Genomic DNA, 12,209 nt, shown 5'->3' on the forward strand with positions numbered 1-12,209 from the left:
GGGGTAGCCCCGTCGGTAGCGGGCCGACAGCGATTTCGGTCCCTTCCTACAGGGCGATGCGGACGCGCATGGATACGACGTCCGTGCGCGTCTTTGTACGCTTTCTACATGGCCCACCCACATGTAGGAGGCGACCATGCCCTATCTCATCGCGTGGCTATTGGGTGTCCCCGCGTTCGTGTTGCTGCTGATCTGGCTGTTCGTGCATTGACGCGTGTGGCCTTGGCGCCTCAGTACGAAGCGGAGGACGCATGACTTTCCGAGACGATTGCAAGATCGAAGTGTCAGCCTACGAACTCTCCCCCAACGCCTGGCGCGCGGAAGTGACCATTACGCGCGTCAGCGACGGCCTGACGCTGCTGCCGCGTACCACGGTGCGCGAATCCGTCAACACCTATCCGAGCGCGAGCATCGCGCTCGAGGCCGCCCGCGCCTATGCGGAAACGATGATCGCCGCAGGAGAGCTGGATTGCAGCCCCGCGCTGGGGTGACGTATCGCTAGCGCACCTCGTGGTGCCGTTACGTCCTGTTACCAAGTCGTATGTGCAGTATCACCTGTGTCAGTCGCGCTGAATACAATACAGATACCCGTAATCGGCGCTGGCCCACCCCTCTAGCCAGTGCATCAAGCTGCAGGTGATGAACATGATTCGACGCAATGGGCTGTTGGTGGCAGGTGCAGCCGCGCTGGCAGTGCTGGCTGTGCCGCAAGTGGCGTCGGCGCACGTGAGCGTCGGCATTGGTTTTGGTGTGCCAGTGGCGCCGGTGTATGTGGCGCCGGCCCCGGTGTATTACCCGCCCCCGCCGGCGGCGTACTATCCGCCTCCGCCCCCGGCGTACTATCCGCCGCCCCCGCCCGCGTATTACGAGCCGGCCCCTGCGTACTACTATGGGCCGCCGCCCGTAGTGGTGGGTGCTGGGTGGTATCGATGGGGACCGCGTTATCGCTGGTATGACGGTCGCCGCTGGGGCCACTGGCGTTAAGCGGCTGCTTCTTCAAGAGAGGCTCCTTCGGGAGCCTTTTTCTTTGCCTGCGTCCCTTGGCACGGCATCTGCGTGGAAGAGGATGGCAAGCCGCCGTCTTTCCCCGCGACAAACCGGCGCGGCGCCGCAACGTCGGCATGCTTGCACGGTCGATATGACGTCCGCATGAAAACGATGTGGGCACGTGCGCCAGCCTCGCGCCGGCGCGCGTCATGTTCGCAGTGCCATGATCGAAGGAGTCCTCATGCAAGTCATCACGCAACGCTTTGCAATACGCACCCTGGCCGCTGCAGTGGGCGGCTTGGCGTTGGCGCTCGGTGCGGCGGTCGCGCACGCGGGTTCGATCGACCCGTACCCGGATGCGCATAAGGTCAGCCGCGCTGACCCTTACACCGACGGCGCGAAGGTGGGCCGTGCCGACCCATACACCGATGGCGCCAAGGTGGGCAGCCCAGACCCGTATACGGACGGCGCTCGCGTTGACCGTCGAGACACCTATACCGACGGCGCCTGACGCGCTGCCGCATCGCAACATCAAGCCCGGGCGATACCCGGGCTTTTTCTTTGTGCATCTTCAATCGATGCGTGGGGTGTTAACGTGAGCAACAAGAAAGGCTGGAAAGCGGCGCGTGCACGACGATACTGAAGACGCAGGAATGTATCGGCTCAGTTGCGTTACAAGGCCAGGATTACGCTACGGTCGCGACCCATGACGGTGGCATACTTTCGCTTCGCGCGGCACTCGCGCATTTGCATCACCACGACAAAGGAGAACGTCATGAAAACCAAGCCCTGCCTGTGCCAGGACGATGTCACCAAGATCCTGGATGCCGCCGAGAAAGAAGCGCGTGCGCATCAATGGGCCGTGACGATCGCCGTGGTGGACGATGGCGGCCACCTCATGGGGCTGCGCCGCATGGACGGCTGCGCGGTCATTTCGTCGTACATCGCGCCGGAAAAGGCGAAGACGGCCGCGTTGGGCCGCCGTGAATCGAAGGTCTACGAAGACATCATCAACAACGGCCGCACGTCGTTCCTGTCCGCGCCGCATTTGCAGGGCATGTTGGAAGGCGGTGTGCCTATTCTGGTGGAAGGCGTGTGTGCCGGCGCGGTGGGCGTGTCAGGTGTGAAATCGGCGGAGGATGTGCAGATCGCCAAGGCGGGCATCGCCTCGGTGCACGTGATCTGCTGAGGCGCGAATCGCAATCGTCGCAATCTGCCAATGCCGGCAGATCAGGCGGATCAGACAAGTAGCAGGGAAGGGCGCGGCGCAGGTCGCGCCCTTTTGCTTGGACCGCACGTGGATGCGAAAGAGCGGCTTGGCTGGCGGTTGTCTGGCAGAGGGGTCTGGTCTCTGCCCACGCGAATGACGACAGGCTGGCTACGGCCGAATGTCTCCTGAGAGACGTCCCCACAAAAGTCGGTACGTGGTGCGGCTTACTTGGTCAGGATCAGCTTGCCGAAGCGGGTCACGCGCAGGGTGTACACCGCGCCGTTGTGATGAATTGCTACGGCGTTCTGGCCCGCAAAGAGTTGTTCGGAAGTCATGACCCGCGTGTCGCCGATCGTCACGGCAGCGGGTTCGGTGGATGGGGTTGTCGGTGCTGCATCAGCGGACACCGGCCGTTTGCGGGCCACGATGATCTGGCGGCGGCGGGTGATGGTGCGTCCTGCGTCTGGGTGTTCGGCAGTATTCATGGCGGGCCTGATGGGCGTAAAAGCGTGGACTGATAAGGGTCTTCAGCGAATGTCTCCCAGAATAAATGAGAATCGTTATCATTTCAAGTTGCGACTGACGATGTGCTGATCGCTGCTCGCCAACAAAAACCGGGCGCGTGGCCCGGTCGTGCATCAGGTGTGGCCCGGCGCCTCGCGCAGCAGGCTGGTGCGCTCGTCGGCGCGTTGGGCGCGATAGCGCTCGTAGTGGCGCAGGATGTCGGCGATGATCTCTTCGCCGCGCAGGTATTCGATGTCGTAGCCCTCGCGGCCGTCTTCAAAGAAGGTGACGGGCTCGTAGACCTGCGCGGCTTCCGGCTCGGCGGCCTGGCTGGGGGTGGCCACGGGCAGCGGCTTGCTTGCGTTGCGCACGCCGTAGACGAAGTCCCGATCCGATGGGTCTGGGATGACCAAGCGCACGCTGTCGTCGGTGTCGAGCACGTGTGCCCTGATGCCGCGCCGGCTCAATTCGTTGACCACATCGTTCATGGCCGGCCGCACCTGCTTGGCGAGGAAGATACGCACGTCGGCTTGGGTCGATGGGCTCACCATCTGCGCAAGGCGTTGCCGCCAGCGCTGGCCGCTCCAGAATGACGTTGCGGGGGCTAGTTCCCGCGAATAGTGTGCGCGGTCGGCTGACATGCCGCGCCACAGCCCATAGCACAGCAGCACCATGATGACGGCCACCGGCAGGGCGGCCACCAGCGTCATCGCCTGCAGCGCCTTCAGCCCACCGGCCAGCATCAGGATGGCCGCCGTGGCCCCAAGTACGGCCGCCCAGAACAACCGCTGCCATACCGGCGATTGCACGGCGCCGCGTGAGGCGATCGTGTCGATCACGAACGCACCCGAATCGGCCGAGGTGACGAAGAACACGGCAATCAGCACGATCGCCAGCCACGACAGCGCCGTGGTGCCGGGGAAGAAATCGAAGAAGCGGAACAGCAGCGCGTCGACGTTGGTGGCGGTCTGTGCGAGGCCGCCCGCGGCTTGGTGTGCGTCGAGCCAGATGGCGCTGTTGCCGAAAGCCGTCATCCACAGCAGGTTGAACACCGTCGGGACGATCAGCACGCCGATCACGAACTGCCGCACCGTGCGACCGCGCGAAATGCGCGCAATGAACATCCCCACGAACGGCGACCACGACACCCACCATGCCCAGTACTGGATCGTCCAGCCGCCGAACCAGTCCGCCGAGTTGGCCGGGGTATAGGCAAACGTGCGGAACGACAGGCTGACGAGGTTGGCGATGTAGTTGCCGACGTTCTCGCTGAAGGCCTGCAGCACGAACACCGTGGGCCCCGCGATGATGACGAAGGCCAGCAGCAGGAAGGCCAGCGTGAGGTTCAGCTCCGAGAGCCGCCGCACGCCATTGCCCAGCCCCGACGCTGCCGAGATGCCGGCGAGCACCACCACGGCGCAGATCAGTGCCACGCGGAAGGTATCCGAATCGGTCTGCCAGCCGCCCACCTGATGCAGGCCGGCACCAAGCTGCAGGACGCCGTAGCCGAGTGTCGTTGCAATGCCGGCGATGGTGCCGATCAAGGCGAAGGCATCCACGCCATGGCCAAGCGCACCATTGATGCGCTCACGCAGCAGCGGATACAGGCCCGAGCGCATGGTCAACGGCAGGTTGTAGCGGAATGCGAAATACGCCAGAGCCAACCCCATCACACCGTAGATCGCCCACGCATGCAGGCCCCAGTGGAAGAACGTGGTGAGCATGGCCTCGCGTGCGGCGAGGGCGGTTTGCGGCGTGGCGGTCGGCGGCTGCAGGTAGTGCTGCATGGGCTCGCCCACGCCGAAGTACATCAGGCCGATGCCCATGCCGGCCGCAAACAGCATCGCCGTCCAGGAGACGAAGCTGAACTCGGGTTCCGCCTCATCGGGCCCCAGGCGGATGTCGCCGAAGCGGCTGGCCGCCACGATGACGAGGAAGCCCAGGAAGCCCGTGACGGCCAGCATGTAGAACCAGTCGAAACGTCCGGTCACCCAGCGCTGGGCGATGCCGAAGACGTTGCCCGCCAGTTCAGGGCGGACGGTGCAGAGCACGAGCAGCAAGACAAGAACGCCTAATGCCGGCACGACCACTTGAGGCACAAGGGTCGTGCGTCGTGCGGCGACGGCAGAGTTGGAAGAGGAATGGGACATGCGCGCGTTGGACGATCCTGTCGCAGGAGTAAGGAGATGGTCACAAAAGTACAAGTAGCCCATCCCCATTGCAAATCTACGGTGCCAGAAACGACAAACCCCCGTACGGAGACGGGGGTTTCGGGGCGGAGGGTGATGCGGCGTCCGTTGCCTTAGTTACGTTGGGGCTCCGTCACGAAGCCGATCCGCGCCAGGCCGCCACGCTGGATCGCGGCCATCACCTGTGCCACGCGCTCGTAGCGCACGCTACGGTCGGCACGCAGATGCATTTCCGGCTGCGGCTGTTGCTGCGCGGCCTTTTCAATGTCGGCTTGCAGCGTGGCCTCATCGACCGGCTGGTTGTTCCAGAACACCTGGCCTTGCGCGTCGATCTCCACGTTCACGCTTTGCGGCTTGGCGTCGTCGGGTTTGTTGGAGGCGCGCGGCAGGTCGATCTTCACCGCGTGGTTGATCACCGGAATGGTGATGATGAAGATGATCAGCAGCACCAGCATGACGTCGACCAGCGGCGTCATGTTGATCTCGCTCATCACCTCGTCGTCGTTGTCGAAAGAACCGAAAGCCATGGCCGTTCCTTATTGCGGCTTGACTGCGGCCAGGCGCACACCGGCTTCATCGCGTGCGGCACCCGGGCGCAGGCGAGCACCGGTCACGAAGTAGGCGTGCAGGTCGTGCGCAAAGCGGTTGAGCTTGGCGATGATGGCCTTGTTGCCGCGCGTGAGCGCGTTGTAGCCGAGCACGGCCGGAATGGCCACGGCCAGGCCGAAGGCCGTCATGATCAGCGATTCGCCCACGGGGCCGGCCACCTTGTCGATGGTCGGCACGCCCACCGCGCCGATACCCAGCAGCGCGTGATAGATGCCCCACACCGTGCCGAACAGCCCGACGAACGGTGCAGTCGAGCCCACGGATGCCAGCACCGCCAGGCCCGATTGCATCTGACCGACGGACTCGTCAATTGCGCTCTTGAGCGAACGCGTGAGCCAGTCGGAGATGTCCATCACATCGTGCAGTTGTGGCTGGCTGGCGCGATGGTGCTGCGCGGCTTCGCGGCCCGTCTGCGCGAGCGTGTAGAAGGGGTTGTCCTTCGGATTGCCGAGCGTCTGCATGGCGTGGTCGAAATCATCCGAGTGCCAGAAGCGCTTTTCGGCGCCTTGCGCCATCGTCTTCAGGCGCACGATGTCCCACGCCTTGGTGAGGATGACGATCCACGAAGCGAGCGACATGAGCAGCAGCAGAATCGCCGTGGCGCGCGTCACGATGTCGCCTTGTGTCCAGAGATGGGAAAGACCGAGTTCCTGCATGATGGAAGTCCTGATTTCGAGAGACGGATCGGGTTAATTATCGAGCTTGAAAACGTACGGCTTGCTGGCCACCACGGGCACGGCATGGCCGTTCTGCTTGTATGGGGTGCACTTGATGGAGCGTGCGGCTTCCATGGCTGCGCGGTCCAGGCGAGGGGAGCCCGAGGGCGATGTGAGCGCCACGTTGGTGACTTCGCCACCCGTGCCAATGGAGAGCTTAACCATGGCGCGGCCTTCCTCACCCATCTTCTGCGACATCGACGGATAGACCGGTTGCGGATCGCTGCATTGGATATCGTTGATGCCAACACTGATCGGGCCCGACGACACCGGAGCCGGCGCGGGCGCGGGTTCAGCCGGTGGCGTCGGCGGAGCAGGCGGTGCGGCGGGCACGACGGGTGCGTTGTTAGACGGCGGCAGCGCAGGCGTCGGCATGGGTGTCGGCTTGGGTTGCGGCACCGGCTTGACGATGTTGACCTGCTTGGGCGCCTCCTGCTTGACCGGCGGCTGCTTGGGTGGCTCGGGCTGTTTGATGGGCTCGGGCTGGGCGGCGGGAATCAGGTTCACCTGCAGTTCAGGCGGTTCTTCCTTGCTCAGCGGCGGTTGGATCAGGCCCAGCTGGATCAGCATCAGCACGCCCGCGTGCAACAGCAGCACGACCACCAGGATCTTGAGAGTACGAGGGTGAATCATCAACGACCGGGAATCGAAAGCGGAAAAAGTTGGCGACGCAGCAAGGTATGCAGCAGGACGAAGGCTTCAGCGCTTGCCAAAGACGATCAATGACACCCCGATGCTGATGAGCAGACTGAGGAGCAGTTCCATGGCGCCTAGCGTTGGAGCCAGCGGGATCGCCGCCAGCATGACAGGTATTGTAGGCCTGCAATATGCAACCGTGTTGCGATAAGTCAGCCTAACCCCAGGGTCAGCCTATTGTGCCGATTGGCAAAGTATAAATGATAATGATTCCTATTTGTAAGGATTCCCTCTCATTCGTGGGGTGTGGCCGCCGTCCAGATGGCGGATGGCGGAGAAGCGGTTGCCCAGGCGGCTTGCGCGCGCGGCAGGTGCAGGCGCGCAATTTGCAAAACACGGGGATCACCCGGGTACGCTGTGTGCGCGAACGCGCTAGGATGAAACACATTCAAACACGGTGACCGGCCGGCCAACCGTGAACGGGGAAGTGGGAACAGGGGGCGACCATGGACGAAGCCAACCTCAGCCTGGACGGCGCCGACGGCGATGACGACGGGACGTTCGTCCCCACCGGCGGAAGGCAGCCGCAATCGCTGCTATCGTCACTGGATTCCATGTGCGCGCAATTCGCGCTGCGTACCGTCTGCGCGATGGGCTTGCGCTTCAATCTGCGCACGAATATCAACGACATCCTCACCGTCTGCGCGCTGGAGTTGATCTGGCCAGTGACGGTCATCCAGCGTCTGCAGCGCTTCCTGGCTGCGCGCTGTGCCGACATGCCGGGCTGGCGCGCGGTCGGCAAGCTGGACCTCCCCACCTTCATGGACCGCCACGGCCAGTGGAGCAGCGCCTTCGACGAGAGCTCGCTGTTCTATTACCTGGACGAGTACGTCAAGCACCACGCCAAGGACATGTTCACCGTCTTCGGTGCCTCGTGCGATGCGCTGGGCGAGCGGCTCTCCAACGAGCGTGTGCTGCTGGTCGGCAATATCGACATGCTGGCGCGCGTGCTGGGCCTGCCGCCGCACGAGCGCGCGCTGCTGCTGTTTGCCTCGCTGGTGAAGTACAAGCGCGACCTGCGCGCGGTGATGGTCGATTGCAAGGTCGCGCACAGCCAAGAGGCATTCCAATTGCTGGCGGGTCTGGCTGGCGCGAGCACCGCCGAGGTGGCGGCCTCCTTGCGGCCCGGCTCGCGGCTGGAAACGTTGGGCCTGATCGAGCCGCCGCTGCCGGAGAACAGCGTCACCGACCTGGGCGATCTGATGCGCATCTCCGACCGCCTCCTGCACGTGCTGCTGGGCGATTACCCCACCGAAGCGGACATGATGGCGGTCTTCACGCGCCCGGCACCGCCGACCACGCTCTCGCAATCCGACTATCCGCACGTTGAAACCGACGCGCGTTATCTGACCGCGCTGCTGGAGAACGCCTCGCAGACGCGCGCAATGGGCGTGAACATCCTGCTCTACGGTGCACCCGGTACCGGCAAAACCGAACTCGCACGCGTGCTGGCGCGCGATGCCGGCTGCGAACTGTATGAAGTGGATTGCCTCGACAAGGACGGCAACAGCCTCACCGGCAAAGACCGCTATCGCTCGCTGCAGGTGTCGCAAGCCTTCCTGCGCGGGCGGCCCGGCGCGGTGCTGTTGTTCGATGAAGTGGAGGATGTGTTCCCCGGCCCGACGCGCGAGTTGATGAGCCTGTTTGGCCACGAAGAGCCGCGCGGCTCGGTCAACGGCAAGGCGTGGGTCAACCAGACGCTGGAGCAGAATCCGGTGCCGGTGATCTGGGTGTCGAACTCCATCCGCCAGATCGATCCGGCGTATCTGCGCCGCTTCCAGTTCCATCTGGAACTCAAGGTGCCGCCGCCGACGGTGCGCGAGAGCATCATCCGCAAGCATCTGGAGGGGCTGGATGTGTCGGATGCATTCATGGCCAAGCTGGCGGCGCGCAAGACACTCACGCCCGCGCAGATCGACTCCGCGGCGCGCTTCGCTCGCCTGACGCAGCCGGCAATGGAGGAGTCTGCCGAATCGCTCATCGTGCGCCAGCTTGACCATGCGGACCAGGCCATGGGCCTGCGCCCAGACGTGCAGGCACACCGCGTCGTCACCGAATACAAGCTCGATTACCTGAACGTGGAGACGCGGTTCTCTGTCGACCGCATCATCGATGCGCTGCGCGCCCGCAAGCGCGGCACGCTGTGCTTCTACGGCCCACCGGGCACGGGCAAGACGGTGCTGGCCGAACACATCGCCAGCCAGCTCGACGTACCGCTGATGATCAAGCGTGCGTCCGACCTGATGAGCAAGTACGTGGGTGAAACCGAGCAGCAGATTGCCGCGATGTTCTCGCGTGCAGAAGAGGAGCGGGCGTTGCTGCTGCTCGACGAGGCCGATAGCTTCATGCAGAGCCGCCAGGCCGCCGTGCGCAACTACGAGGTGTCGGAAGTCAACGAGATGCTGCAGGGCATGGAGCGCTTTGACGGCATCTTCGTTTGCACCACGAACCTGTTTGACCGCATTGACGAGGCCGCGCTACGGCGCTTTGCGTTCAAGATCCGCTTCAAACCCCTGATGCGGCCGCAGCGCGAGCAGATGTTCATTACCGAAGCGCTGGGCGGGAACGCCGACGCGCTCAAACCGGTGTGGCGCGAGATCCTTGCCTCGCTCGACATGCTCACGCCGGGGGACTTTGCGGTGGTGAAGCAGCAATCCGTGCTGCTAGGCGAGGCGCTGGACCCCGAGGCGTTTCTGGCGCAACTGCGGCAGGAGCATTCGATCAAGCCGGAGCTGCGTGAGCGGCGGTCGATCGGATTCACGCCGCCGCGCTGATTGCGATTGCCCAGCCACAAGGGTCACAGTGGCCTGGGCGTCGCATTCCATGTGTCGACAAAAGCGCTTGGCAGATGCTCTGCCACGACATTGCGCGCGCCTCAATTTTCCCGTCGATTCCGTGTCGTTCCAAGCCCCGTGCGGCATTGCAGCAGGCGGTTGATGGCCGCGCGTCAATGTATGCAGAAATTGCATGGTGCTATGCAACATCGACATAACGATGGCCATCCGCTTGTCTAATATCGTCGCTTTTTACAAAGCGTGACGAAATTGGGCCGCCCTGGTCCCCATAAGATCCGCGCCTGCCTGTGCCGCCCTCCGGCCACGGGTATTCCTTGGAGAAAGTCTTGAACACCAAACGTCTGACCTCCCACATTGGCATTGCCATGGTGCTGGGCATTGCCGTCGGCTGGGGCTGCCACGAATACGCCAAGGACGCTGCGGCGGCCAAGGACATCGCTTCGTACTTCAGCATCATCACGGACATCTTCCTGCGCATGATCAAGATGATCATTGCGCCGCTGGTGTTCTCGACCCTGGTGACGGGCCTGGCGAGCATGAGCGGTGGCAACGCGGTCGGCCGTGTCGGCCTGCGCGCGATGATCTGGTTTGTGTGCGCATCGGCCACGTCGCTGGCGCTGGGCATGGTGCTGGTCAACTTCTTCCAGCCGGGCGTGCACATGAACCTGCCGCTGCCCGATGCTGCCGCCACGTCGGGCCTGAAGACGGGTGACTTCACCCTCAAGGCCTTCATCACGCACGTGTTCCCGCGCAGCATCGTGGAGGCGATGGCCACCAACGAAATCCTGCAGATCCTGGTGTTCTCGCTGTTCTTCGGCGCTGCGCTGTCGACGATGAAGAACCCGATGGAAAGCGTGATCGGCCGTGGCCTGGAAGAGCTGACCAAGCTGATGTTCCGCATTACCGACTACGTCATGCGCTTCGCGCCGCTGGGCGTGTTCGCCGCCATGGCTGCGGCCATCACGGTGGAAGGCGTGGGTGTGCTTTGGACGTACGGCAAGCTGATCGGCGAGTTCTACCTGGGCCTGGCGCTGCTGTGGGCGATCCTATTCTTCGTCGGCTATGTGCTGCTGGGTCGTTCGCTCGGTCGTTTGCTGGGCTTGATTCGTGAACCGACCATGCTGGCGTTTGCCACGGCCAGCAGTGAATCGGCCTACCCGAAGACGATGGAAGCGCTGGAGAAGTTTGGCGTGCCCAAGCGTGTGGCAAGCTTCGTGCTGCCGCTGGGGTATTCGTTCAACCTCGATGGCTCGATGATGTACCAGGCGTTTGCGGTGATGTTCATCGCCCAGGCCTACAACATCCAGATGAGCTTTACGCAGCAAGTCACGCTGCTGCTGGTGCTGATGCTCACGAGCAAAGGCATGGCTGGCGTGGCACGTGCTTCGCTGGTGGTGGTGGCGGCCACGCTGCCGATGTTCCACCTGCCCGAAGCCGGTCTGCTGCTGATCATCGGTATCGACCAGTTCTTCGACATGGGCCGCACGGCCACCAACGTGATCGGCAATAGCCTGGCCACTGCCGTGGTGGCGAAGTACGAGCCGGCTGAAGAGGATAGCGAAGCCGAAGTGGCTGAGCCTGCCGCGCAGCCGAACCTCGGCTGAAACCCAAAGTAAAAACGCCACCTACCCAGGTGGCGTTTTTTTATTCAGCTTGCGAAGCAGCGAGTGAGGTCGTAGCAGGGCTGAGCGGCGCGTCGCCAATGTCCACGTGCTGCGCCATGGGCGCCTCGCCCAGCAAGGCAGCCACCATGGCTTGCAGCGGCAGCACATCGCCGGTGCTCATGAAGCGCGGTGACGCGGCGTTGCCTGTGGCCTGCAATTGCGCGGCGGCCAGCGTACGGCCGAGATGCCGTGCAACGGCATGGCCGGTATCGATCAGCGTCAGCCGATCGCCCGCAATCTCGCGGATGGCGTCTTCCAGAAACGGGTAGTGCGTACAGCCGTGGACCAGCGTGTCGGCGCCGGCATCGAGCATCGGCTGCAGATAGGCCTGCAGCAGTTCCAGCACGGCGGGGGAGTACGTCTCGCCGCGCTCAATCAGGGGGACAAGGCCGTAGCCGGGCTGGCTCAGCACCGTGCAATCGCCAGAGACGGCTGCCAACAGGCGTGCAAATTTCTCGCTGCGCAGTGTGCTTTCGGTTGCGAGCACACCCACCACGCGGCTCTTCGAGATGGCGACTGCCGGCTTCAGGCCCGGCTCGACGCCAATCACCGGCACCGCCAGCTTTTCACGCAGCACATGCACGGCTTGTGCCGTGGCCGTGTTGCACGCGATCACCAGCGCCTTGCAGCCTTGGTCGACCAGCCACTCGCACACACGCAGCGTGCGATCGGCAATGACTTCGGGAGATTTTTCCCCGTATGGGGCATGGCGGGAGTCCGCCAGATAGAGAAGCGATTCGGCCGGCAATTCGGCGCGAATCGCGCGCAGGACGGAGAGGCCTCCGAGGCCGGAGTCGAAGACCCCGACCGGTGCCTGCGCGCGTGTCGTCATCGGAGAA

The 12,209-nt window shown here is 63.6% G+C and carries 12 protein-coding genes; 6 read left to right on the forward strand and 6 right to left on the reverse strand.

Annotated elements, in window-relative coordinates; genetic code table 11:
- Positions 1 to 251 precede the first annotated feature (251 nt).
- From ACS7SF_RS16175 to ACS7SF_RS16190, 4 genes are all read left to right on the forward strand, one after another.
- Entirely contained in the window at positions 252 to 491 is a 240-nt protein-coding gene (locus tag ACS7SF_RS16175; RefSeq protein WP_439890699.1) for a hypothetical protein, read from the forward strand.
- A gap of 148 nt (positions 492 to 639) precedes the next feature.
- Entirely contained in the window at positions 640 to 984 is a 345-nt protein-coding gene (locus ACS7SF_RS16180) for a hypothetical protein (RefSeq protein WP_439890700.1), read from the forward strand.
- A gap of 244 nt (positions 985 to 1,228) precedes the next feature.
- Complete coding sequence (locus ACS7SF_RS16185) at positions 1,229 to 1,498, forward strand: hypothetical protein (protein WP_439890701.1); 270 nt, start codon at positions 1,229 to 1,231, stop codon at positions 1,496 to 1,498.
- A 264-nt stretch (positions 1,499 to 1,762) separates the two neighbouring features.
- Complete coding sequence (locus ACS7SF_RS16190) at positions 1,763 to 2,176, forward strand: GlcG/HbpS family heme-binding protein (protein WP_439890702.1); 414 nt, start codon at positions 1,763 to 1,765, stop codon at positions 2,174 to 2,176.
- Between the two features lie 245 nt (positions 2,177 to 2,421).
- Here ACS7SF_RS16190 and hemP read toward each other — a convergent pair whose 3' ends face one another.
- The 5 genes from hemP to ACS7SF_RS16215 form a co-directional block, all read right to left on the reverse strand.
- Positions 2,422 to 2,682, reverse strand: coding sequence for a hemin uptake protein HemP (gene hemP, locus ACS7SF_RS16195; protein WP_426398077.1), 261 nt, complete (start codon positions 2,680 to 2,682; stop codon positions 2,422 to 2,424).
- Between the two features lie 153 nt (positions 2,683 to 2,835).
- Positions 2,836 to 4,851, reverse strand: coding sequence for a BCCT family transporter (locus ACS7SF_RS16200; protein ID WP_439890703.1), 2,016 nt, complete (start codon positions 4,849 to 4,851; stop codon positions 2,836 to 2,838).
- A 152-nt stretch (positions 4,852 to 5,003) separates the two neighbouring features.
- Positions 5,004 to 5,417: an ExbD/TolR family protein gene (locus tag ACS7SF_RS16205; RefSeq protein WP_426398081.1), complete on the reverse strand. Its 414-nt coding sequence runs from the start codon at positions 5,415 to 5,417 to the stop codon at positions 5,004 to 5,006.
- Between the two features lie 9 nt (positions 5,418 to 5,426).
- A complete protein-coding gene (locus ACS7SF_RS16210) occupies positions 5,427 to 6,155 on the reverse strand; it encodes a MotA/TolQ/ExbB proton channel family protein (protein WP_439890704.1) in 729 nt (242 codons plus the stop codon).
- 33 nt (positions 6,156 to 6,188) lie between these two features.
- Positions 6,189 to 6,848: a TonB family protein gene (locus ACS7SF_RS16215; RefSeq protein WP_439890705.1), complete on the reverse strand. Its 660-nt coding sequence runs from the start codon at positions 6,846 to 6,848 to the stop codon at positions 6,189 to 6,191.
- 509 nt (positions 6,849 to 7,357) lie between these two features.
- Between ACS7SF_RS16215 and ACS7SF_RS16220 the strand changes: the two genes are divergently transcribed.
- Positions 7,358 to 9,685 (forward strand): AAA family ATPase, encoded by a 2,328-nt coding sequence (locus ACS7SF_RS16220; protein ID WP_439890706.1) that lies wholly within the window; start codon positions 7,358 to 7,360, stop codon positions 9,683 to 9,685.
- A gap of 347 nt (positions 9,686 to 10,032) precedes the next feature.
- Positions 10,033 to 11,310 (forward strand): dicarboxylate/amino acid:cation symporter, encoded by a 1,278-nt coding sequence (locus tag ACS7SF_RS16225; RefSeq protein ID WP_439890707.1) that lies wholly within the window; start codon positions 10,033 to 10,035, stop codon positions 11,308 to 11,310.
- Between the two features lie 40 nt (positions 11,311 to 11,350).
- Here ACS7SF_RS16225 and murI read toward each other — a convergent pair whose 3' ends face one another.
- Positions 11,351 to 12,202: a glutamate racemase gene (gene murI / locus ACS7SF_RS16230; RefSeq protein WP_439890708.1), complete on the reverse strand. Its 852-nt coding sequence runs from the start codon at positions 12,200 to 12,202 to the stop codon at positions 11,351 to 11,353.
- Positions 12,203 to 12,209: the final 7 nt, after the last annotated feature.

It is taken from the genome of Ralstonia sp. 25C, assembly GCF_051904805.1.
Lineage (GTDB): Bacteria > Pseudomonadota > Gammaproteobacteria > Burkholderiales > Burkholderiaceae > Ralstonia.